Source organism: Sphingobacterium sp. B16(2022) (genome assembly GCF_012030425.1).
Taxonomy (GTDB): Bacteria; Bacteroidota; Bacteroidia; order Sphingobacteriales; family Sphingobacteriaceae; genus Sphingobacterium; species Sphingobacterium anhuiense.
Map to the genome: position 1 here is coordinate 896595 of NZ_JAAUVN010000003.1, position 24759 is coordinate 921353.

The 24759-nt window shown below is 36.1% G+C and carries 21 protein-coding genes and 2 rRNA genes; 15 read left to right on the top strand and 8 right to left on the bottom strand.

The features are described from left to right. Positions 1–921: a ribosome small subunit-dependent GTPase A gene (rsgA, locus tag HCX49_RS18170; protein WP_021190727.1), complete on the bottom strand. Its 921-nt coding sequence runs from the start codon at positions 919–921 to the stop codon at positions 1–3. 109 nt (positions 922–1030) lie between these two features. Here rsgA and polA point away from each other — a divergent pair, with 109 nt between their 5' ends. The 11 genes from polA (at position 1031) to HCX49_RS18225 (ending at position 14429) form a co-directional block, all read left to right on the top strand. Continuing rightward, positions 1031–3817 carry a DNA polymerase I gene (gene polA, locus HCX49_RS18175; RefSeq protein ID WP_132770013.1) on the top strand — a complete coding sequence of 929 codons (2787 nt, stop codon included), beginning with the start codon at positions 1031–1033 and terminating at the stop codon, positions 3815–3817. Between the two features lie 22 nt (positions 3818–3839). Continuing rightward, positions 3840–4943 (top strand): toxin-antitoxin system YwqK family antitoxin, encoded by a 1104-nt coding sequence (locus HCX49_RS18180; RefSeq protein WP_168127820.1) that lies wholly within the window; start codon positions 3840–3842, stop codon positions 4941–4943. A 35-nt stretch (positions 4944–4978) separates the two neighbouring features. Continuing rightward, positions 4979–5632: a phosphatidylserine decarboxylase family protein gene (locus tag HCX49_RS18185; RefSeq protein ID WP_168127821.1), complete on the top strand. Its 654-nt coding sequence runs from the start codon at positions 4979–4981 to the stop codon at positions 5630–5632. Between the two features lie 69 nt (positions 5633–5701). Next, positions 5702–6736 carry a sensor histidine kinase gene (locus HCX49_RS18190; RefSeq protein ID WP_132770019.1) on the top strand — a complete coding sequence of 345 codons (1035 nt, stop codon included), beginning with the start codon at positions 5702–5704 and terminating at the stop codon, positions 6734–6736. Positions 6737–6825: 89 nt separating this feature from the next. Continuing rightward, positions 6826–7473 carry a DUF47 domain-containing protein gene (locus tag HCX49_RS18195; protein WP_021190730.1) on the top strand — a complete coding sequence of 216 codons (648 nt, stop codon included), beginning with the start codon at positions 6826–6828 and terminating at the stop codon, positions 7471–7473. Between the two features lie 32 nt (positions 7474–7505). After that, positions 7506–8516, top strand: coding sequence for an inorganic phosphate transporter (locus HCX49_RS18200; protein WP_132770020.1), 1011 nt, complete (start codon positions 7506–7508; stop codon positions 8514–8516). Positions 8517–8764: 248 nt separating this feature from the next. Then, positions 8765–10141, top strand: coding sequence for an OmpA family protein (locus HCX49_RS18205; protein WP_132770022.1), 1377 nt, complete (start codon positions 8765–8767; stop codon positions 10139–10141). Between the two features lie 178 nt (positions 10142–10319). Continuing rightward, positions 10320–11726 carry a tetratricopeptide repeat protein gene (locus HCX49_RS18210; RefSeq protein WP_132770112.1) on the top strand — a complete coding sequence of 469 codons (1407 nt, stop codon included), beginning with the start codon at positions 10320–10322 and terminating at the stop codon, positions 11724–11726. Beyond that, complete coding sequence (locus HCX49_RS18215; protein ID WP_132770023.1) at positions 11727–12470, top strand: shikimate dehydrogenase family protein; 744 nt, start codon at positions 11727–11729, stop codon at positions 12468–12470. Between the two features lie 82 nt (positions 12471–12552). Continuing rightward, entirely contained in the window at positions 12553–13194 is a 642-nt protein-coding gene (locus HCX49_RS18220; RefSeq protein WP_132844408.1) for an MBL fold metallo-hydrolase, read from the top strand. A 5-nt stretch (positions 13195–13199) separates the two neighbouring features. After that, the gene (locus HCX49_RS18225; protein WP_021190736.1) at positions 13200–14429 is read left to right on the top strand and encodes an FtsX-like permease family protein; all 1230 of its coding nucleotides are present in this window, start codon (positions 13200–13202) and stop codon (positions 14427–14429) included. An 8-nt stretch (positions 14430–14437) separates the two neighbouring features. Here HCX49_RS18225 and HCX49_RS18230 read toward each other — a convergent pair whose 3' ends face one another. Together HCX49_RS18230 and HCX49_RS18235 are read right to left on the bottom strand one after the other, a co-directional pair. Further along, on the bottom strand, positions 14438–15070 hold the full coding sequence (locus tag HCX49_RS18230; RefSeq protein WP_021190737.1) for a hypothetical protein: 633 nt from the start codon (positions 15068–15070) through the stop codon (positions 14438–14440). A gap of 62 nt (positions 15071–15132) precedes the next feature. Next, positions 15133–15414, bottom strand: coding sequence for a NifU family protein (locus HCX49_RS18235; protein ID WP_021190738.1), 282 nt, complete (start codon positions 15412–15414; stop codon positions 15133–15135). Positions 15415–15643: 229 nt separating this feature from the next. On the opposite strand from HCX49_RS18235, the gene HCX49_RS18240 reads away from it, so the two are divergent. The 4 genes from HCX49_RS18240 to HCX49_RS18255 all read left to right on the top strand — a co-directional run bounded on the left by HCX49_RS18240 (position 15644) and on the right by HCX49_RS18255 (position 18743). Beyond that, on the top strand, positions 15644–16585 hold the full coding sequence (locus HCX49_RS18240) for an outer membrane protein assembly factor BamD (protein WP_132770027.1): 942 nt from the start codon (positions 15644–15646) through the stop codon (positions 16583–16585). After that, positions 16569–16898 (top strand): DNA-directed RNA polymerase subunit omega, encoded by a 330-nt coding sequence (locus HCX49_RS18245; protein WP_132770029.1) that lies wholly within the window; start codon positions 16569–16571, stop codon positions 16896–16898. The genes HCX49_RS18240 and HCX49_RS18245 overlap by 17 nt, the downstream gene beginning before the upstream one ends. A 20-nt stretch (positions 16899–16918) precedes the next feature. Next, entirely contained in the window at positions 16919–18130 is a 1212-nt protein-coding gene (coaBC, locus tag HCX49_RS18250) for a bifunctional phosphopantothenoylcysteine decarboxylase/phosphopantothenate--cysteine ligase CoaBC (protein WP_132770031.1), read from the top strand. Positions 18131–18353: 223 nt separating this feature from the next. Beyond that, on the top strand, positions 18354–18743 hold the full coding sequence (locus HCX49_RS18255; protein ID WP_021190742.1) for an SRPBCC domain-containing protein: 390 nt from the start codon (positions 18354–18356) through the stop codon (positions 18741–18743). A gap of 37 nt (positions 18744–18780) precedes the next feature. Here HCX49_RS18255 and HCX49_RS18260 read toward each other — a convergent pair whose 3' ends face one another. The 5 genes from HCX49_RS18260 to rrf (HCX49_RS18280) form a co-directional block, all read right to left on the bottom strand. Then, positions 18781–20085 (bottom strand): TolC family protein, encoded by a 1305-nt coding sequence (locus HCX49_RS18260; RefSeq protein WP_206368580.1) that lies wholly within the window; start codon positions 20083–20085, stop codon positions 18781–18783. A 1-nt stretch (position 20086) separates the two neighbouring features. Further along, positions 20087–23164 (bottom strand): efflux RND transporter permease subunit, encoded by a 3078-nt coding sequence (locus HCX49_RS18265; protein WP_132770033.1) that lies wholly within the window; start codon positions 23162–23164, stop codon positions 20087–20089. Between the two features lie 9 nt (positions 23165–23173). After that, positions 23174–24232 carry an efflux RND transporter periplasmic adaptor subunit gene (locus tag HCX49_RS18270; RefSeq protein ID WP_168127822.1) on the bottom strand — a complete coding sequence of 353 codons (1059 nt, stop codon included), beginning with the start codon at positions 24230–24232 and terminating at the stop codon, positions 23174–23176. A 219-nt stretch (positions 24233–24451) separates the two neighbouring features. Next, positions 24452–24563, bottom strand: a 5S ribosomal RNA gene (gene rrf / locus HCX49_RS18275). Between the two features lie 79 nt (positions 24564–24642). Continuing rightward, a 5S ribosomal RNA gene (rrf, locus tag HCX49_RS18280) occupies positions 24643–24754 on the bottom strand. Positions 24755–24759: the final 5 nt, after the last annotated feature.

The window sequence follows — 24759 nt, forward strand, 5'->3', positions numbered from 1 at the left end:
TTACATCCGATTGTTCTCGTTATGGTAGATACTTAAATAACTATCATAACGAGAGGATTCGATTTCTCCCTCTTCTACAGCTTCTATAACGACACAACCTGGTTCATTCACATGTCGACAATTGTCAAATCGACATTGGTTCATTAGCGCTCGCATTTCTGGAAAGAAATGTGATAATTCCTGCTTTTCGATATCGACAATTCCTAACTCACGTATCCCAGGAGTATCGATTAATTTTCCACCAAAAGGAAGGTCATACATTTCTGCAAAAGTTGTGGTATGCTTTCCTTTATCAGACCAGTCTGAAATATCACCTGTCTTAACGGCGTATTCTGGAACAATTGAATTCAGTAATGTAGATTTTCCTACTCCCGAATGTCCAGAAATTAAAGTGGTTTTATCTTTAAGCACTTCCTTTAATTGATCTATATTCACGCCGTTCAAAGCTGAAACTTCGTAACATGGATAACCGATTCGCTCATAGATACTCTTATAGTCCTGTAAAATAGCTAGTCCCTCATCACTGAACAAATCCAGCTTATTGAAAATCAAAACAGCAGGTATACCATATGCTTCTGTAGTAACTAAGAAACGATCGATAAAACCAAGAGAAGTAGGAGGAGAAGCCAATGTTACAACTAAAAAGGCTTGATCCAGATTCGCACCAATAATCTGTGTTTGCTTCGAAAGGTTGACAGATTTACGGATAATATAGTTACGTCTAGGTTCCAATTCATTGATAACAGCACTTTCAAGATCCGGTTCTACTTCAAAATGTACCCAATCTCCAACAGCAACAGGGTTAGTACTTTTAATACCTTTGGTACGAAATTTCCCTTTTATACGACAGTCATAACGTTGTTCATCCTCACCCAGCACCTGATACCAACTACCCGTAGATTTGGTTACTAATCCTCTCATATAAGTTCCTTTTGTGCATATATCATCTTACAAAAATCGTAAAAATTTATTAAACTTAAGGTTTATCGTTTTTATTATCTTTGTAAGAGTTACCTTAAAATTAGCATTCGTGAAAAAACTATTTCTTCTAGATGGAATGGCCCTGATTTACAGAGCCTATTTTGCATTAAACAAAACACCTCGTATTACCTCTAATGGTTTAAATACCGGTGCGATAATGGGATTTACTAACACTTTGTTAGAAATATTAAAAAATCAGAAACCATCTCATTTAGCAGTAGTGTTTGATACTGAAGCACCCACAGCACGTCATATTGAATTTGAATCGTACAAGGCACACCGCGAAAAGATGCCTGAAGATCTTTCAGCATCAATACCCTATATCTTCAAATTAATCACCGGTTTTAATATTCCCATTATTACAAAGGACGGTTACGAGGCCGATGATATCATCGGAACGCTTGCAAAAAAAGCAGAAAAAAAAGGCTTCACCGTTTACTGTATGACGCCAGATAAAGATTTTGGACAGCTTGTGTCTGAAAATATCTTTATCTACAAACCTGCCCGTATGGGTAATGGTGCTGAAATACAAGGGGTAAAAGAAATTCTTGAAAAATGGGAAATAACAGACGTCAATCAGGTGATCGATATATTAGGTCTTTGGGGTGATGCTGTTGACAATATACCCGGAATACCGGGTATCGGTGAAAAAACAGCTAAAAAATTGATCCAAGAATTTGGATCAATGGAAAATATCATTGCAAATGCAGATAAATTGAAAGGCAAACAACGTGAAAACGTTGAAAATTATGCTGAACAAGGTTTGATTTCAAAAAAATTAGCCACCATCCTGCTGGATGTCCCGGTAGAACTTGAAGAAGAAAACTTATTAATAGAAGAACCTAATAAAGAAATACTAGAACCCTTATTCAACGAACTCGAATTTAGAACAATAGGTAAACGTGTTTTTGGAGAAACCAATAGTGTAGCAGATGCTCCTAGAAGTACAAATGGTCAAATGGATTTATTTTCATTGCCACAACAGATAGATACAGAAGAAGGAGTACCGTACACAGGGCCAGTCAATAGCCTTGAGAACACTCCACATGATTATATTTTAGTGAATACCAAAGAGGAGCAAGAAGCACTAGCAAAACAACTAGCAACACTTTCCAGCTTCTGTTTTGATACTGAATCTACGGGTTTAGATGCTAATTTGGCCGCTATTGTAGGTCTTTCTTTTGCTTTTGAAAAAGGAAAGGCATATTATGTGCCAACCCCCGCGGATCGTGACCAAGCGCAGGAGGTGATCAATATTTTTAAACCTGTTTTAGAAAATGAACAAATAGAAAAAATAGGGCAAAATATCAAATACGACATTTTGTTATTAGCGAGATATCAGGTAGCAGTAAAAGGCCCTATTTTCGATACGATGCTGGCGCACTATTTAATTGATCCGGACACCAGACATGGTATGGATGTACTTGCCGAAAACTATCTTAATTATAAGCCCCTTTCTATCACAGAACTAATTGGTAGCAAAGGAAAAAAACAAGGTAATATGCGCGATGTTGAGCTGGAGATCATCAAGGAATATGCCGCCGAAGATGCCGATATTACTTTACAGCTCAAAGAAATCTTCAAACCACTACTGGAGGAAACAAATACGCTAAATTTAGCAAATGAAGTCGAGTTTCCATTAGTATATGTTTTATCAGAGATAGAACGAAACGGTGTTCGGATCGATACCGATGCATTACAACAGTTCTCACAAAATCTTGAAATAGATATCCGACAATTGGAGGAGACTATCTATGAAAAAGCAGGTGTTAATTTCAATATCGCTTCACCAAAACAACTTGGAGAAGTGCTTTTTGATAAATTAAAATTAGATCCAAAAGCGAAAAAGACCAAAACAGGTCAATATAAAACAGGCGAAGATGTTTTATTGGCTTTAGCTTATAAATCGGATATCGTACAAGATATATTAAGTTTTAGACAGCTACAAAAACTAAAATCGACCTATGTAGATGCACTCCCTGGTTTAATTAATCCTGATACCGGTTTAATTCATACTTCATACAATCAAGCTGTCGCTGCGACCGGCCGTTTAAGTTCAACCAATCCCAACTTGCAAAATATTCCGATTCGCACAGAAAGAGGCCGTGAGGTTAGAAAAGCATTTATTCCGCGTCATGAAAATAATGTTATACTCTCTGCCGATTATTCTCAAATTGAACTGCGTCTCATTGCAGAGTTGAGTAAAGATCCAAATATGATGGAAGCATTTACTTCCGGTCATGACATTCACCGCGCCACAGCAGCCAGAGTTTATGGTTTAGAGCTAGAGGAGGTAACATCAGATCAACGTAGAAATGCAAAAGCAGTAAACTTTGGTATTATCTATGGGCAATCTGCATTTGGGCTATCCCAAAGTCTTGCTATTCCCCGCAAAGAAGCAGCAGAAATTATTGATCAGTACTTTAGTCAATATGCCGGGATAAAAAAATACATGAGCGAGGTTTTAGACTTTGCAAAAGAAAATGGATATGTGGAAACAATCCTCAAAAGAAGACGTTATTTAAGAGATATCAACTCGGCCAATATGACTGTTAGGGGCTTTGCTGAACGAAATGCCATTAATGCTCCTATTCAGGGATCGGCAGCAGATTTAATTAAAATAGCCATGCTTGGAATCCAGAAAGCGATTACCGAGCAGGGATTATCCGGCAAGATGATTATGCAGGTACATGATGAGCTTGTTTTTGATATCCCAGAAAATGAGGTAGAAATTTTTAAAGAAATCATCCAAACAAAAATGACGACCGCGATTAAGACAGAAATTCCACTGGTAGTAGAGATTGGACAGGGTAAAAACTGGCTGGAAGCACATTAATAACATTTTGTAAACAAGAATTATGAAAAAATTTCTGTTCATATTATCATCCTTGATTTTGTTGCTAAATTTTGCCTTTGGACAAGAAAAAGCAATCTATTATGAAAAATTAGATAGCAATATGTTCCGATTCTATTTTGATAAGAATTATTATTTAGCTGACAAATCTTGTGAGTTCAAATCCATAGAACGTGTTGCGACATTAAATCCGAAGACGCAAAAATTTGACGGTGCATTTAAAGACTTTAATAACAATGGCCGCTTAATTCTAGAGGGAAACTATATTAACGGAAGTAAAGAAGGTACTTTTAAAGCATATCATCCAAATGGGATATTGAAATGGGAAGCGACATTTAAGAATGATATGCCGATGGGTAACGTTATACATCGTTACCCAAGTGATAAAGTGGCTATGGAGCTTTTATATACCGATAGCGTTATTCTGATTCAAGATTTCTGGCTTCCGAACGGAACTCAAAAAATAAAAGACGGAGAAGGAAACTATTCCTTTTCAATACCATTTGAAGGCTACAATCAGTATGGTTTCGAATTTTATCTTGCAAAAGGAAAAATTAAAGATGGTAAACAAGAAGGAAATTGGCAAATTTTAGGTCATGACAAAGGAGGTAAGCAGACATTAATTGCATTGGAAAAATATCAAAACGGCAATCTACTAATCGGAGAGGATTACTTTTTGGACAATAATTACCGACAAAGTAAATTTGGAATTATTCCTTATGATGTCTTTGCTAGAGGAGAACTTCTCACATTCAAAGCATGTAATTTTGACGACTTCTCCAATTTCAATATGCTCATTAGTAAAGAATTAACAAATTCATTGATCCGAATCAATGCAGAAAACTTTACAGAAGATAGTTTTGAATACAAAACTAAATTAGATAAAGAAGGGAATCCTTCAAAAGTAGATTTTATAAAAAAGACATCCTCTGAAAATCTTAATAACATACTGGAACAATTAATTGCGGATATCAGCTTCTATTATCCATCATTAGAAAATGGTAAACCAATAGCTGATATACTTACAGTAACAGGTAAAATGTACAAGAATTCGGAAGGAAAAATTATAGTCCTACCGATAATAATTCATCGAGAAAAAGGACAATAGGACTATTTGATTATATTTGCAAAAAACTTATAGACATGAAATTTCACAAAGAAGGATATACAAGTCTGGCAATTACTGTTTTAGTGATATTTATTGCTAACGCAATCGCGGACTACTATGATGCTCCTGGAGTTATTAAATGGATTATTTACATCCTTTCAGCATTTCTTTTTATTACGATTGTTCAATTTTTCCGTAGTCCAACAAAACAAATCGTTGTACAAGAAGGAACGATCTTATGTCCTGCAGATGGAAAAGTTGTTGTGATAGAGGAAACAGAAGAGAACGAATATTTTCATGACAGAAGATTACAGGTTTCCATCTTCATGTCACCTATAAATGTACACGTAAATCGTAACCCGATTTCTGGTATGGTCAGCTATTTCAAATACCATCCAGGAAAGTTTTTAGTCGCTTGGCATCCAAAATCTTCAACAGACAATGAAAGAACAACAGTAGTTGTTAAAAATGCTAATGGCGTAGAGGTTCTTTTTAGACAAATTGCAGGAGCACTTGCCCGTCGTATTGTTTGGTATTTAAAAGAAAATGATGCTGTTACACAAGGTTCGGAATTTGGCTTTATTAAATTCGGATCACGAGTAGATTTATTCCTCCCCCTGGGAACACAGATCGATGTCAATATTGGCGATAAAGTGGTTGGAGGTAAAACGATCATAGGAAAATTATAACAATTTATTAATATAGGAATCACTAACTTAGGCTTTGGTATTTTTACTAAAGCCTTTTTTATTACATACATGAATTTTAGACAACTTGTTTTAAATTGTTCATTAGCCGTAGGATTAGCTATTTCTGCTGTTAGTTTTTACTATCATTCGGACTGGAAATCTTTCCTCATCATTTTCGCCGTTTCTACGCTGATCAGTTTTCTCATGTTCAACTTTGTATTTGAACGCTACATCTATAAAAGGATCAATACCATGTACAAACTGATTCATAACCTAAAATTAGGTAAGGATCTAAAGGACGCTTTGGGTGAACATGTTACAGCAGATCCTATAGGGGATGCCGAAAATGAGGTTAAGGCATGGGCAAAAGCAAAGAAAATAGAAATAGAACAACTTAGATCACAGGAGAAGTTTCGAAGAGAATTTTTGTCAAATGTTTCACACGAGTTTAAAACTCCCTTATTCTCTATACAAGGATATATAGAAACATTACAGGATGGGCTGATGGAAGAGGATATCGAGATGGCTAAGACATTTCTAAACAAAGCATCTAAAAATGTAGATCGTTTGAATTACCTCATTCAAGATTTAGACGAAATCTCAAAACTTGAATCTGGTAAAATGGTTTTAAATATCGAAAAATTTGATATCGTAGAACTTATTAAAGAAACGAAAGAATCTCTGGATGACAAAGCAAAAGCACATAATATAGAGGTCCAACTAAAAACTAAACCTGGTACTCCATACTGGGTGAAAGCCGACAAGCATAAGATTAGTCAAGTACTTGTCAATTTAATTGAGAATTCCATTAAATATGGTAAGAACGGGGGCAAAAGCCAAATCAGGATATTCCCACTATTTGAACAAGTTTTGGTGGAGATAACAGATGATGGTTATGGCATTGAAGAGAAAAATCTAAGCCGTGTTTTCGAACGATTTTATAGAATCGATAAAAGTAGATCTAGGGGGATAGGTGGTTCTGGCCTTGGTTTATCCATTGTTAAACACATTGTTGAAGCACATCAGCAAAATGTAAATGTAAGAAGTACAGAAGGTATAGGTACAACATTTGGGTTTACTTTAGAAAAAGTTTCGCAAATCTAATGTTAACAAAACACAACTTAACATTCCTCAAAACTTAACATTAACTTAACATTAACTTAGTAATTTCGCAAAAAATAATTAATAATGATATGTCTTTAAATAGCATTTTTCAGTATTTCGTTCCTAAGGATAAAAAGTTTTTCCCTTTATTTGAACAAGCAGGTAGTAATTTGATAGAAATGTCTAAGCTACTTAAAGAAGCCGTTAACGCTAGTGACGCGGAAAAACGTAAAGAAATCGTTCGCAAAATCGAAGATTTAGAACATAAAGGTGACAACATCACACACCAAATACACTTAGAATTAGGTAAAAATTTTATCACTCCTTTTGACCGTGAGGACATCCACGCATTAGCAAGCTCACTAGACGACGTTGCTGACTTCATCAATGGTGCTTCTAATAAAATGGATCTATACAAGGTTCAAAAAGCAACTGAACCCATGATAGAAATGGCGGATCTGATTGTTGAGGCTACTGACCATGTTGCAAAAGCAATTTTTGAATTAAAAGATTTAAAAAATATTCGTAACATCACAGATTCTTGTGTTCGTATCAACAGTGTTGAAAATAAAGCTGATTATATATTTGACAAAGCGGTAGCTGATTTATTCGAATTCGAGAAAGATGCCATTACTTTAATTAAACACAAAGAAGTATTATCTGCAATGGAAGACGCTACAGACAAATGTGAAGACGTAGCAAACGTATTAGAAAGCATCTTGGTTAAAAACGCATAATTGCGAATTTAGCATATTAACACATTCATATTATGATGTCAACATTATTAATTGTTGTAATTATACTAGCGATTGCTTTTGACTACATTAATGGTTTTCATGATGCGGCCAACTCAATTGCTACAGTTGTTTCAACAAAAGTACTAACCCCCTTTATGGCAGTATTGTGGGCCGCGATTTTCAACTTCGCAGCTTACTTTTATTTTACCGACCATAAAGTGGCCAATACGGTTGCAAAAACTGTATTAGAAGAATATATTACATTAGAAGTTATTTTTGCTGGTTTATTAGCCGCAATAGGTTGGAACCTTTTCACTTGGTACTATGGTGTACCATCCAGCTCTTCTCACACGCTTATTGGAGGATTTGCAGGTTCAGGTATGGCTTATGCTTTCATTGTAGGTGGAGATCCAATCCATGCGATTAACATTGATGCAACATTAAAAATCATTGCATTTATTGTCCTCGCCCCCATTATCGGGATGATCATATCCATTATCATTACACTTGTCATTATTAATATTGCCAAAAACTCAAGACCTGCAGTGGCAGAGAAATGGTTTAAAGTATTGCAACTCGTTTCTTCTGCGGCATTAAGTTTTGCTCATGGTGGTAATGATGCGCAAAAAGTAATGGGTATTATCTTAGTTGCAATGGTTGCAGGAGGTTATTTACCCAACACAGAGCACATGCCCGAGTGGATTCCATTAACCTGTTACCTAGCAATTTCATTGGGAACAATGAGTGGTGGTTGGAAAATTGTAAAAACAATGGGTACTAAAATTACAAAAGTGACTCCTTTGGAAGGTGTAGCAGCAGAGACTGCAGGTGCCTTGACTTTAGGACTTACTGAACACTTCGGTATTCCAGCTTCTACTACACATACCATCACCGGTTCAATTATCGGGGTAGGTATTGTTAAAAGAGTTTCGGCAGTAAGATGGGGAGTTACTATTAGTTTATTATGGGCCTGGGTATTAACTATTCCTGTCTCCGCATTGCTTGGGGCGATCACATTGTTTATTATACACTACATATTGTAATAATTTAAAGTATTTTCTCAAAAAAATATAAAGTAAAACAAAAATTTGGTACATTCGTCCGGATTTTTGTTTTACTGCTTTGCAATAAAAGCGGGAAAAATGAGTTTTTATTATAGTAAGAATTAAAACAATTGATCCTTTTTTAATTTCGGCACGGTGTTTGATTATTTCAAACCGTGATTGCACTTTAAACAATTGCATACAAAACAAGAACAATTAAAATTTAATAATAACCTTAAAACAAGAGTATGAACTATTCTACAATTAAAAAAACAGCTGTTGCTGCTTCCTTAGTTGCCGCTTTAGGCTTCGCTGATGTAGCACAAGCTCAAACTGTATTTGGTGGAAGATCACAATACAGAACTTGGTCAATCGGTGTTCAAGGTGGTATCACTACACCTAACGCTTTGGTCGGTGGATCTAACAACTTCGGTCAGAAAGTTGGTTACTTCCAAAATAAAGTAGGTGAGTACTACGGATTAACAGTTCGTAAACAATTTTCTCACTTATTCGGTTTAGAATTAGAAGGTAACCGTGGTAAAGTTAAAACTTTCAACAAAAACAATGCAGTTGAAAGTACAAAATGGCTTTCTGGTGGTGCTAAATCTGCTGAAACTGAAGTAAACTGGGCTGCTAGCTTAAATGGTGTATTCCAATTAGGTACTATCGATTTCTTGAGAAGAGAAAATTCAGTAAACTTTTACGCTAAAGTTGGTTTAGGTGTTATGGCTAGTAATCCTGTTCAATTTGCGAACAATGACTTTACTGGTGCAGAATATTCAAACAAAGGTAAATGGGGTGAAGAAATTTTCGGAGACCGTGAAAAAGTTGGAGATAGAGATTTCAAATTGTCTGCTTACGTTCCGGTAGGTGTTGGTGCTAAATTCAAATTATCTGAAGTTGTTGCTTTAAACTTAGGTTACACAATGAACTTCACTGATGACAACTTATTGTTTGGCCCAGGACGTTCAGATGTTAAAGGTAAATTCTCTAACGTATACGGTGGTTTAGAATTCACTTTAGGTTCAAGAGACAAACAAAACTTGACTTTTGCTAACCCAGTTGCTACAATGTATGATGAATTGAAAGATCCTTCATTACGTAACGAAGTTGAAGCTTTAAAACAACGCGTATCTACTTTAGAAGGTACAGTTAATGCTTTAAATACTGATTCTGATGGTGACGGTGTTTCTGATAAATTCGATAAAGAGCCTAACTCTCCTGCAGGTGCAGTAGTTGATGGATCTGGTCGTCAAATCAAATTCCCTGAGCCAGTTGCAAATGAATTCACTTCATCAAACGGTTACGTTGCTCCTATTCAATTTGAATTTGATAGCTCTGTATTGAAAACTCAATCTTACGCTACATTAGACAAAGTTGCTAAAGAAGTTCGTGATAACAACTCTTCTGTTACTTTAGATGGTTATGCATCTGCTGAAGGTTCTGAAGCTTACAACGTTTCTTTATCTAAAGACCGTGCTAACGCAGTAAAACAATACTTAGTTAACGCTGGTGTTGCTTCTTCTAAAATCACAGCTAACGGTTACGGTGAGGCTAATCCAGTAGCATCTAATGCAACTGAAGAAGGTCGTGTTCAAAACCGTCGTGTTGAGATCAAAAAATAATTATAGCTAACATATAATTTAGAAAGCCGATTCTTGCGAATCGGCTTTTTTATTTTGCATACTTTAATCCGTATCTTTGTAAAGTGAAATTAATTTTGTTAGTAAATTAATTAGACATAGTTATTAAAAATCACTATTTTCAACTAAGTTGGGTTTATTGATAGATTAAATAAGGATGATGGAAGAGGAATTTGATTTTGAATCCCCTGAGGAAAGAAAAATCTCGGTGGATCGGTACGAAGAAATGATTAGGAACGAAGACCAATATTTCTTTGATTCCAAAGCATTTGAAGGGATTATAGACTATTACATTGAAAAAAATGATCCTATAAAAGCATTACAGGTTGCCGATTATGCAATTAATCAGCACCCTTTTGATATTACATTTTTACTCAAACAGGCACAACTCTATTCTTCAACACAGCAATTTGATAAAGCGTTGCATGCACTGGCAAAAGCGGAATTGTTAGAACCCTCTGAAGGAGATATTTTTTTTATCCGAGGCGGAGTCTATGGTTCTAGAGGGCAATTTAACGAAGCTAAGGAACAATTATTCCAAGCATTGAGCCTCTCTGACAATAAAGATGAAATCTATTTCCACATTAGCGTAGTTTATCAGGGAGAAGGTGATTTTGAAAAAGCGATTTACTATTTAAAGAAAACGCTAGAACTCAATATGGAAAATCAGGAAGCACTTTATGAACTCGCTTACTGCTATGACATATTGGACAAACAAGAGGAGAGCGTAGAGTTTTATAAAAAATACATCGATTCAGAGCCTTACTCTTATTATGCCTGGTATAACCTAGGTAACGCATATCACAAGCTGACGCAATATCCGGAAGCTATTGATGCTTACGATTATGCTATTTTAATTAAAGAAAATTTTTCTTCAGCATACTTCAATAAAGGAAATGCTTTAGTAAACCTTGATCGTTATCAGGAGGCTCTAGAGGTCTATAAACAAACTTTTGAATATGAAAAACCTAGCGCCGACACCTATTGTGCTATAGGAGAATGCCTAGAAAAATTAGAGCAAATGGAAGAAGCTCGAGTTTTCTATAAAAAAGCAGTCAAAATGGACGGTGATTTAGCTGATGCCTGGTTTGGGATAGGCGTTACACTAGACTTTGAAGAAAGACACTTTGAATCACTCCATTTTTATAAAAAAGCACTTGAACTTGACGATGCTAATCCAGATTACTGGTTTGCAATCGCGGATGCTCGCTATAAATTAAAACAGATTGATCTTGCACAAGAAGCCTATGCTAAGGTTGTCGCATTAAACCCGTTAGATGTTGATGCCTGGTTAGATTATTCTTCGATCTTCTTTGAACAAGATAAAGTAGATGAGGCAATTGAAATTGTATCGGAGGCTATTACGAATAACCCAGAAGCTGCCGAATTATATTTTAGAATGGTAGCCTATTTATTTGCTAATGGCAAGTACAATGATGCTATAGTTTTTCTTGAATTAGGCTTGGCAACCGACCCTGAAAAACATTATATTCTTTTTGATTATCTTCCGCAATTGCAAGGAAATCATATTATTTCAGAAATCATAAAAAAATATACTCCTAAATAAATGAAGAAATTAGGACTCATCGGTTTTCCATTAGGACATTCATTTTCTAAAAAATACTATCTGGATAAATTTGATAAAGAAATTATTACAGATATTAACTATGATTTATATAGTATAGAAGACATTCGGGAATTTGAACGGATTTTTAACGATCAAAACTTTTATGGTGTTAATGTAACAATACCACATAAGATCAATGTGTTACCTTATCTTCAGGAGCTATCTCCTGAGGCCGAAGCAATTCAGGCGGTCAACTGTATTCAGATTAAACATACGCCGTCAGGACCTTACTTAAAAGGCTTCAATACGGATGTTTACGGCTTTAAAGAATCGCTGAAACCACTCCTGGAAGAGCAACATACAAAAGCATTGATTCTAGGCAATGGGGGTGCAGCGAAAGCTGTGGAGTATGCATTAAATGAACTTGGAATTACTTATAAATTTGTTAGCCGGAATAAAAGTGAAAATAATCTGATTTACAGCGAACTTGATGCCGACATCCTCAATGAACATTATATTATTATTAACTGTTCGCCTGTCGGAACTTTCCCTAATATGGAAGATGCGCCCAATATTCCCTATGAATATATTGGCAATAAGCATTTATTATACGATCTTGTTTATAATCCAGCAGAAACCGCATTTCTTAAAAAAGGGAAAAACAATGGTGCAAAAATTAAGAATGGACTGGAAATGCTAGAACTTCAGGCAGAAAAAAATTGGGAAATTTGGAATGAATTGTAATTATAATTATTCATTCACAGTGGCCTTATAGAAGATCAGTTGAATACCTTACATTCGAAATAAAACTTTATTTTTACAAATTATGTTGCAGATCAAGACTTTTACCTTTAACCCTTACCAAGAAAATACGTACGTCATTTATGATGAACAAAAAAACTGTGTCATCATTGATCCCGGCATGTATGGACCTGCTGATGAAAGAACGTTAACAGATTTCATTGAGCAAAATAGTTTAAATCCAAAGATCTTATTAAATACACATTGTCACATTGACCATGTGCTAGGTAATAGATTTATATTTGACACTTATGGTCTTTATCCCCAGTTTCATGAGGGAGAACTTCCGGTATTGATCGAGGTACAGAACTATGCTCCACAAATGGGTTTCAGGTATGATATCTCCCCGATTGGAGAAACATTTCTTACTGAAGAAAATGTGATAAAGATTGGTGATCATGAATTGAAAATTATATTTGCTCCTGGTCATTCCCCTGCTCATTTATGCTTTTATAGTGAGCCGCAAAAATTTCTGATTGGCGGCGATGTTTTATTTAAAAACAGCATTGGTAGAACAGATCTTCCAGGAGGTAACCATGATTTGTTATTAAAGAATATCAAGGAAAAAATATATATACTTCCCGATGAAGTTACTATTTATCCTGGGCATGGACCGACTACGACCATCGGTTTTGAAAAAGCGACCAATCCATTTATTAGAGGCTAATCACAATGAACTTACCATACCTTTTTGCTAAAAGATACTTATTTTCAAAAAAATCTGTTAATGCGATCAACATTATATCAGGTATTAGCATCGTTGGCGTTATGGTAAGCAGTGCGGCACTCATTATCTTACTTTCTTCATTTAACGGTATGGAAAACCTGATAATTTCCATGTACAGCCAATTTGTGCCAGAAATAAAGATAGAACCTGCCCAAGGAAAGCTGTTTGATGCAAATCAACCTCCTATCCTTGCGCTAAAGAAAGATTCCAATGTAATCGATTACACCGAAGTACTGCAGGAAAAGGTACTATTGGAATACGATAACCGCCAGTATATTGGTACTATTAAAGGTATTCAGGCAAATTCAATAGACCATAAAAGCAAAGACAGTTTATTAATAAGTGGAAGTTATACCTTGCAAACTGACAGTATTCCATCTGCCGTTATTGGAGCAGGTGTTCAAGCAAACTTGGGCGTATCTATTCACGGTGGCCTCCGTAATATTGATGTATATTCACCTAGAAAGGGAGCTAAAAATGCAGCAAATCCTGCCGATGAATTTAATATCAGATCTATACAGCCAAAAGGAATATTAAAAAGTCAACAAGATTTTGACAATTTAATTATCACCCCAATTTCCTTTGCACAAGAAGTGCTTGGAGAATATGATCGCGTTTCAGCAATTGAATTTTATATAAAAGACAAAGCAAATCTTCAACATTTCAAAAAGAAACTACAGACGGATCTTGGAGAAAAATATGTTGTAAAAAACAGGGAAGAACAAAATCCGACTCTTTATAAAAATGTTCGCGTTGAAAGATGGGCCGTATTTTTTATTTTGACATTGATCAGTATAATTGCCCTTTTCAATATTGTAGGATCATTAACCATGCTCGTACTAGATAAAAAAGAAGATATGAACATCTTAAAGAATCTCGGTGCTAACAGCTCGTTAATACAAAGAATATTTTTCTATGAAGGACTAATGATATCCTTAGTGGGTTGTGTAACGGGCTTGCTAATTGGTTACATCTTTTGTTATTTACAAATAAACTATGGTATCATAAAAGTGGAAGAGGGAGCTAATATGTTAATTGACAGCTACCCCATTGCAATCCGTTGGACAGACTTTGTCATCGTCTTCTTTACCATAACAAGTATAGCCGGATTAATTGCCTATTTTACTTCGAAAATAAGTGTACTGGAATTAAATAAATTAGAAGCGACAGAATAAAGGATAGTTTACTTCCCTTTTTTCCCTTTGGAAATTTGTTGAATTAAGCTGCCCCAAGCAAAAGGGTTTAATAGAGGATTCGCATACCGCTGATTAATAACTTTATTATTCATACTGCGATGATTATCATTTACATTATAATTATGCATCTCATCGGCAGTTCGAGGTACTCTAGCTGCCAAAGCATCTAAAGATTCCTTCGACAAATTTCGCTTCGCACGAATAATATTGTCTGAATCAACCTCCAGATTCATAAATGCAATGTTAAATTCCTCAATACTTGCCCAAGGATAAGGTGTCACCATCGGTAACTCCGTAATCAGATTTTTCATAACGATCGCAGTGGACAAACGATCACCCTGAATATTTGGAATAACATACCTTAAGGTCTCATAACCGACAGATGTAAAACGGAGCGTGTCTCCGACATGCGCTACAAAAGAGAAAAAGCCCTCGTTATTGGCCATATAGGCTTCATTGCGAAAGCTTTCATTCGTTATAGTTGTATAGCCCACAGGAAGACCAGAGCTAATCGTTTCTACAATACCACTAAACTGCAAGATTTTACGCTCTTGGGAATATGAAGCATACCCAGAGAGGATGAAAAATAGAACAAAAATAAAGTGGTAGTTGAATTTCATAGCACAAATCTAAGACATTAACAGTTACACTGCTGTTAAATTGTGTTAATTAAAGCGGTCAATTATAATGCCTTAGGTGTCGGCAAACTAGCATTAGGGTCATTCATGTCCGTAATATTAATCGCTTCCACAGCAGTAATTTCAGGCACAGCCTTTCTAATAGCTTGTTCAAGACCAGCCTTAAAAGTCATAATACTCATAGAGCATGAAGCACATGCTCCTAATAATTTCAAACGAACAACATTATCTGCAGTGATTTCTTCCACACTAACATCACCACCATCAGTTTCCAAATACGGTCTAATTGTATCCAATGCTTGTTCAACTCTTTCTTTTAATGTCATACTAAAAACAATTTGAATGTAAATATAATCAAAATTTACTAAAATGATAAGAAGACTATCCGATTGATACTGTTTTTAAACAAGCAAATGACAATAGTATTAACATTCCAGAATTTATGGTTAAAAAAAGTTAATATGATTAAATTCATTGTATAGCTTCCAATATTGCACTATATTGCAACATAAAAATTTAATTGATTAGTATTACAAATTCACTTATCTTTGTAAAATGTTTTTAAATAGGCGTATAGCGGCTTTATGTGCCGGAATTTTGTTATTGGTATCGTTCAGTAGCTGTAAGAGTAAGTTTGAGAAGTTGCGAGCAAGCAATAATATCGCTCAGAAGTACGAAGAAGCGGTAAAACTATACGAAAACAAAAAATATAGCAAGGCTTTAATATTGTTCGAAGATTTAAGAACTAAATTTAGAGGACAGGCCGAAGCAGAAAATTTATATTATTTCACAGCTTTTGCAAGCTACAGACTAAAGGATTATACCTCTGCACGTTATCATTTTAAAGATTTCGCAGATGTTTATCCCAATAGTCCTAGAGCCGAAGAATGTCGTTTTATGTCTGCATATTGTTATTATCTAGATTCTCCAAAGTCAAGTCTTGACCAAGAGAATACAAGGAAAGCAATCGATGCACTACAGTTATTTGTCAATTTGTATCCTGAATCTGAAAGGGCAAAAGAAGCTGGTGAATTAATTCAAAAGCTGCGTGATAAATTAGAGCTTAAAGCATTTTCAAATGCTAGGTTGCTCTATGACATGGGATTAAACGATGACTATAGAGCTGCTGTGATTGCATTGCAAAATGTATTGAAAGCCTATCCTGATACCAAGTATGCAGAAGAAATTGAGTACCTTACGGTAAAGTCTCAGTATAAACTTGCAACTCAGAGTAGTCCTGTCAAGCAAGCAGATCGCTTTTCTGAAGTTATTGACTATTATCGCTCTTTTGCAATGTCATTCCCGAATAGCAAATATATGAAGGAAGTTGAATCTCTTCGTGATAGCGCCGAGAAAAAAATGAAAACTGCGGCGACCTACATGGCAACTGTTAATAAAGCCATAGCCGAACAAGAAAAAGAAAGAAAAGCAGCAATAGCCGCTAAAGAAAATAAAGATAATAAAGATAATACCCAAAAAAATGAGTCAAAAAAATAACAGCACTGTAGCAACTTCAACTGTAACTCGTGATTTAAGACAATTAGACACCGTTACCGACAATATTTATGAGTCAATCGTAGTGATCAGCAAACGTGCTAATCAAATTTCTGTTGACATCAAAGAGGAGTTGAACAGCAAACTTGCAGAATTTGCTACTAACAATGATAACTTAGAAGAGGTATTCGAAAACCGTGAGCAAATTGAAATCTCAAAACACTATGAGCGTATGCCAAAAGCTACACTTATTGCGATTGATGAATTCTTACACGATAAGGTTTATTTCAGAAATCCCGCTAAAGAGCAAGAATAATTTGCTTTATCTCAGTTGATATGAGCTTAGCTAAAAAAAATATTGTGATTGCTGTATGCGGTAGTATTGCCGCATACAAAATTGCACATTTGACTAGACTGCTAGTTAAAGAAAAAGCGAATGTTCAGATCATTATGACAAAAGAAGCGGCTGAATTTATTACGCCACTCACGTTGTCAACCCTTTCAAATAACCCCGTTTTAATCGATTATTTCGATCCTAAAACAGGGGAATGGAATAATCATGTCCATATCGGATTACAAGCTGATCTGATACTGGTTGCACCAGCAACTGCCAATACTATTGGAAAACTCGCAAATGGAATCTGTGATAGCTTGTTAACTGCGGTCTACCTATCTGCAAAATGTCCTGTGTTTATAGCTCCTGCGATGGATCTAGACATGTGGAAACATCCCTCGACTCAAAACAATATCCGCTTACTCCAATCCTATGGAAACAGAATAATTCATCCAGGTAATGGAGAACTAGCTAGCGGCTTAATTGGAGAAGGAAGACTTGCAGAACCTGAAGAAATTTTAGATTTTATTACGCAAAGCTTTTCTCCTCAACTCCCTTTAAGCGGAAGGAATGCATTAGTCACTGCTGGACCTACATATGAAGCGATAGACCCTGTACGATTTATTGGGAATCATTCTAGTGGAAAAATGGGCTATGCTTTAGCAAAACAGCTTGTAGCTCTTGGTGCTAAGGTAACCTTAATCAGTGGACCTACCGCTTTAGACGCCCCGCAAAACGTAGATCGTATTCAAGTTACTTCTGCACATGAAATGCTTGAAGCTGTCGTACAACATTTTTCACAATCAGACATTATTGTTATGAGTGCTGCTGTTGCGGATTATACTCCGATCGAAGTTGCTTCGCAAAAAATAAAAAAGAAAGAAGATCAATTCTCCATTGCACTCAAGAAAACGACAGATATTCTAGCATCTATCGGAACTAAGAAAACAGAAAAACAGCTCTTAATCGGCTTTGCTTTAGAAACAAATAACGAAGTTGAGCATGCAAAAGATAAATTAATACGTAAAAACCTGGATTTCATTGTCTTAAATTCAATGCAGGATAAAGGAGCAGGTTTTGCAACAGATACCAATAAAGTAACTGTAATTGACCGTTTTCAGCATATTCAAGAATTTACATTAAAATCAAAAGAAGATGTTGCAAAAGATATTTGTCAACTGATCGTACAACACCCTATTTTAACTCAAAAATAGTACTATTAACTATAGCTTCTCCTCAAAAGCCGAACAAGATACTATTCCATCATAATTAAAACTGATCAGATATTGCACGAGCTCTTACCAAGCTGTTCCCTGTTAGATCACCCCATCATAAAACAAATAACAGTTTTCTAAATATTTTCCAAGAGCCTTTTTCATTCAAGAAAAGATTAAAATAGATGAAGGCACTCTTTCATAATTAACGTATTTTTGTGCTATGAAAGATTTCAAAAAATATTATATAATACCTGCAGAGCCAGAAGAAATATACCTAGCACTGACGACGGACATTACCATACGTCTTTGGACAGGTGATTTAGTAGAAATCGATCCTGTTATCGGTGGTGAGTTCTCGATGTGGGATGGTGCTATCACAGGAAAATTTATCGATTTGGTTCCCAATAAAACGATTGTTCAGCAATGGTATTTTGGAGAAGAAGAGGCTGATTCCATTGTTACCATCAAACTACATGAACACAAAAAAGGAACTTCAGTCGAGATAAACCACGTCAATATACCTGATGAAGCTTATGATGATATTGTTGATGGATGGGATGATCCATACATGAGCTCTTTATTAGACTTCTATACAGAAGATGGACGTTAAGAGCCCTTTTAAGGCTCTTAGCTTATTTATAAAAGAGTTAGAGGTCCAAGTTACCGACTAATTCTTTTAAACCTATCTCAGACAGCTTAGCCTGATAGCTAGCCTCTTTAAGCCTACTCATAGCATTTACATAGTTTTCTTGAGCATCTCTAAATTCAACTGCACTTATCGTACCTATCTTATACTTGTCTAAAGTTATATTTAAATTTTGCTTTGCGATTTTTTCATTTCGCTCTTCCAGTTTAGCTAAGCTGATATTTGTCACATAGCTTTGATATGCTTTCAAAATAGTGGCATTAATGAGTTCTTTGGATCTCTCAATTTGAATCGAGGCTTTTTCCACCATTTGTTTAGCCACTCGCTCACTCCTCCGTTGATTAAAACCATCAAAAATATTCATCGATGCCGTTACACCATAAGTCAAACCTCTTGCATTAGATTGAGAAACAAATCCCAAACTAGATTCTGATGACGAAAAGTTATAGCCAGAATTAAGACGAACAACAGGTAAGCGTTTCGAGCGGACATCCTTTTGCTCCAGCTCGGCCAAACGTTTATCCAATTTGATTAATTGGAGCTCGATGTTTTGATTAGTAGCCTGTTCTAGTAAAGCATTAATTTCCAAATTCTCATTGAATTGAAACTCATATTGAACCTCAAAATCTATCGTTAAATCCCGAGCCATCAATCTATTTAACTCCGTTTTCAAATTGGCAATTGTTTCCAATTTTTTTAATCGCAAGGATTGGTCCGCATTTAAGTTCACCTGTACATTGAGAACTTCCAATTTAGAAGCTTTTCCAATTTGAAAACGATTTTCTGCCGTTTTTAAACGATCAGTGGAAATAACTATTGAAGAATCTATGGTGTGCAAAAGATTCTCTTCCAGAACAATTGTATAATACATATTCAGCACATCGCCAACAGTCGTTAAAATGATCGATTTCAACTCGAGGTCACCCCTTGCTTTCAGTTGATTCAATTTCTCGTACCTCGCAAACATACCAAAGCCATCAAAAATGGTCCAGCCTAAACTAACACCATAATTCATGCTGTTATTTTTTGCGTTTTCCAACTCTCTCACCTCACCTGTACTTTGTGTTTGCTTGGAATTTTGATTACTGTTGCTCTGGCTAAAATTTGCAGTAAGATTTGGTAAGATTCCAGCATTCCCATATGTTGCATTTTCCTTAGCGATGATCACATCCTTCTTTGTCAACAATACATCAAAGTTATTTTCCATAGCTATAGCAACTGCATCGTGAGCAGTAAGTACATTTTGTGAGAAAGCACTGCCTACAGGAATAAAAAGCAAGGCTAGTAGATAAAAAATCTTATTCATATTAATCTTCAATATTCGTCAGTTCAGGATTGTGTTTCTTTATTCTAGACCACATTAAATAGATTGCAGGAATCACAAATAAAGTCAATACGAGTGAAAACATAGTTCCTCCTACGATAACAACGCCCATTCCTATACGACTTGTAGAGGCTGCTCCCAATGACAAGGCAATCGGCAATGCTCCAAGCGCGATTGCTAAAGACGTCATTAAAATCGGGCGTAATCGTCCAGCAGAAGCCTCAACAATTGCATCATATTTAGATTTCCCCTCTTCTCTTAACTGATTGGCAAATTCTACAATTAGAATACCATTTTTCGTTACCAGTCCAATCAACATAATCGTTCCAATCTGACTAAATATATTCCAAGACTGACCAAATAACCAAAGTGAAAATAATGCTCCTGCAACGGCTAGTGGTACTGTAATAATAATGACGAAAGGGTCAATAAAACTTTCGAATTGCGCTGCTAAAATCAAATAAATTAAAAGTAAAGCCAAACCAAAGGCAAACATTGTATTGGATCCACTCTCTTTAAAATCTCTCGACTCACCACCTAAATCTGTCGTAAAAGTCTCATCCAGTACCTTGGCTTTAATCCGGTCCATTGCTTCTATTCCTTCTCCTAAACTCTTTCCTGGGGCTAAACCAGCAGAAACAGTAGCAGACATGTAGCGATTATTATGATATAGCTGAGGAGGGCTGCTCCGTTCCTCAATCTTTACAATATTATCCAGCTGAATCAATTGTCCATCCTTGTTCTTAACAAAGATCGAGGCAAGGTCGAGTGGCGTACTCGTATCTTTTTTATCAAACTGACCAATAACTTGGTACTGACGCCCATTCATCATAAAATACCCAAATCGCTGTCCAGAAAGAGACATTTGTAATGTTTGAGCAACATCTAATATAGAAACACCTAAACTTAGGGCCTTTTCACGGTCAATATTGACATAAAGCTCAGGTTTATTGAATTTCAAATTAACATCAGAGATTGAAAAAGTTGGATCATCATTCACCGCGTCCATAAATTCAGGTATTTTCTCTTCCAACTTCTGAAAATTAGGAGCCTGTATAATATATTGAACAGGTAGCCCTCCTCTTCTATTCACAGAGATAGTCGGTTGTTCCATAACTGAAACCTTAGCTTCAGAAGAAGATCGCGTTAAACGGGACAAATCACGTGCTATTTCCGCCTGCGTACGCTCTCGGTCCTCCTGCTGTACAAGACCAAGACGAATCATACCACTATTAGCCGCGGCTGACCCAAATCCGGGAGAAGTAATCACCAAACTGACATCTTTTTCAGGAACTGAATCATTGACAAGAGTTGTTAATTCAGTCATAAAACGATCCATATAATCATAAGATACACCCTCAGGAGCAGTGACTCGCACTGTCAGATAGCTTCTATCGTCATAGGGAGCCGTTTCCTTTGGTAATAAGCTAAAGAAAAGATAAATAAGACCAAAACAAGCTAAAACAATTGGATAACTGATCCATTTCTTTTTCAAAAATTTTATCAGAGAACTTGCATATCCATCTGTTAGCGCCACAAAATAAGGTTCTGTCCGATCATAAAATTTAGTTTTCTTCTGTTCTCCGCCCTTCATTAAATAAGCATTCAACATCGGAGTTAATGTTAAGGAAACAAATGCTGAGATAAGTACAGCAGCTCCAATAACGATTCCGAACTCCCTAAAAAGCCGACCTACGAATCCCTCTAAAAACACGACTGGTAAGAATACAGCGGCAAGTGTAATAGAAATCGATATAACAGCAAAGAAAATTTCATTAGAACCTTTAATAGCCGCCTGAATAGGAGACATACCTTCTTCCACTTTCTTAAATATATTCTCTGTGACGACGATACCATCATCAACAACAAGTCCTGTAGCAAGAACGATCGCTAATAACGTTAACACATTAATCGAGAAACCACAGAGATACATCACAAAAAATGTAGCAATTAATGAAACAGGTATATCAATTAAAGGTCGAAATGCAATCGACCAATCCCGAAAGAATAAGAAAATGATGAGGACCACCAGTACAACAGAAATCAATAATGTTTCCGCGACTTCTAGAACAGCACGCTTAACAAAAAGCGTATTATCAAGCGCTATTTTCATGACAATATCATCAGGGAGGTCCTTTTTCAACTGATCAAATTCCTTGTAGAAACTTTTTGCAATTTCCAGATAATTCGTACCGGGCTGTGGGATCACAGCCATACTCAACATGGGTAATCCTGAGTCAGACATTTTAGTTTCGAAATTTTCAGCCTCTAGCGCAGCTTTCCCAACATCACTCAGACGGATAATACTATTTCCTGTCGATTTAATAATAATATTATTAAACTCCTCTTCCGAAGCCAAGTTACCGATGGTCTTTACTGTCAGCTCCGTGTTAGAACCCGTTAATTTACCAGAAGGTAATTCAACATTCTGTAGGTTTAAAGCAGATCGCACATCCAGAACAGTAACACCATAAGAATTCAATTTGACTGGATCTAGCCAAAGTCGCATAGCATATTTCTTCTGCCCCCAGATTTGTACCGAACTAACCCCTGGAATTGTTTGAAGACGCTGTGAAATCGTATTTTCAGCATAATCAGACAATTCCAAAATATTCTTTTCAGAACTTTGCACTGTCATGGTAATAATAGGTTCAGAGTCTGCATCAGCTTTTGATACCACAGGTGCTGCATCAATATCCTGAGGTAGACTTCGAACAGCCTGTGACACCTTATCGCGCACATCATTTGCCGCTTCCTCTAGGTTTTTACCTAGATTAAATTCCACCGTTATATTACTAGTACCTTGATTACTCGATGAGGAAATATTTCGGATCCCATCGATGGAATTAATAGCCTTCTCCAAAGGTTCCGTAATCTGAGACTCGATAATATCGGCATTAGCACCAGCGTAACTTGTCCTAACCGATATTTGAGCCGGGTCAATAGAAGGGAATTCTCGTACACCCAAGTAGGAATAACCAATGATACCAAATAAGATCAACATCAAATTCAGTACAATAGTTAATACTGGGCGTTTAATACTTGTTGTAGATAAACTCATATAACACGATTAACGTAATTTAACCTTCACTTTAACATCATTCTTCAGCGACATTACTCCTGTAGTCAAAACAGTATCACCGTTCATTAAACCAGACAATACATTCACCTTATCCTTAGTTCTTCCTCCTGTTTCTACAATCACCTCTCTTGCTTTCCCCTCTTTTACAACAAATACTTTCTTTCCATTCTGTATAGGAATTAGTGCTTCGGAAGGAACCATTAAAGCATCATCAATGCTCTCCAGTGGTAAGATCACATTCACAAAGACACCAGGAACAAATTTATTATTTGAATTATCAGCACGAGCTTTTATTAGTAAAGTTCGAGTTGTCAAATCAACAGCAGGATCAATAGCAAAAATTTCTGCTGCAAAAACCTCCTTAGATTCAGGAATTGTAAATGAAATCTTTTTACCCACCGACACTCTTCTTACATACTTTTCTGGGATCGCAAATGATAATTTAACACGATCTGACTTTACAAGTTTCGCAATAGGGGTAGTAGGAGTGATATATGCGCCTTTAGATACAGATCGCAAACCAATTATTCCAGAAAATGGTGCCCGTATGTATGTTTTAGATAATTGTGCTTCGATATATGCGATTTGCGATTTCGCCGTTCTATAATCAGCACTTGCAATATCATACTCCTCTTGACTAATCGCCTCTTTCTCCAGTAGCAGTTTTGCTCTTCGTTCATTTTCCGAAGTCAATTGCGTTCTTGTTTTAGCTTGCTCTAATTGTGCTAATAAATCTGAGGCAACGATTTTCACAAGTATAGCACCTTTGTTTACGCGACTTCCTTCAGAAAAATTTAATTGATCTATTAATCCAGAAACCTCAGAACGAATTTCCACTTGTTCATCTGGTTCAATGGTACCTGTCAGATTAAGGTTATCAGCGAACGATTCAGCAAAAATAACAGCACCATATACAGACATGGTAGCCGCTTTTCCTTTTCCGGCTGTCGGAACTTCATTCTTCTCTTTATTTGTCGTTATTCTTTGCCAGATCAAGTATCCAAATACAAGAATTAGTAGCGCAATGACAATATATTTAATTTTCATAATCCAGTATAGCATATAGAAATGCGTAAAATACATTTCAATATTCAAGTTTATAAAAATTTAACGACTAAATAAGTAGAACTTCGTAATATTGTTATGATAATAACAGAATAAATAATACCATTATAAATTCCAATTGTACAATTACAGATCTATAAAAAAGCATTATACAGCAAAAAGCCTCTAGAATATAATTCTAGAGGCTTTTTGCTGTATAAAAAAAGGCATCGACCTACTCTCCCACCTGTTACGGCAATACCATCGGCTCTGGCGGGCTTGACTTCTCTGTTCGGAATGGGAAGAGGTAGACACCGCCGATATAGACACCTAAAATATTTTGAATCAACAATGTTGATGTAAACAAATCAGATTAAAGCAAAATAGCCTTGTTAAAAGGCTATTCTGTATAAAAAAGGCACCGACCTACTCTCCCACCTGTTACGGCAATACCATCGGCTCTGGCGGGCTTGACTTCTCTGTTCGGAATGGGAAGAGGTAGACACCGCCGATATAGGCACCTAAAATGT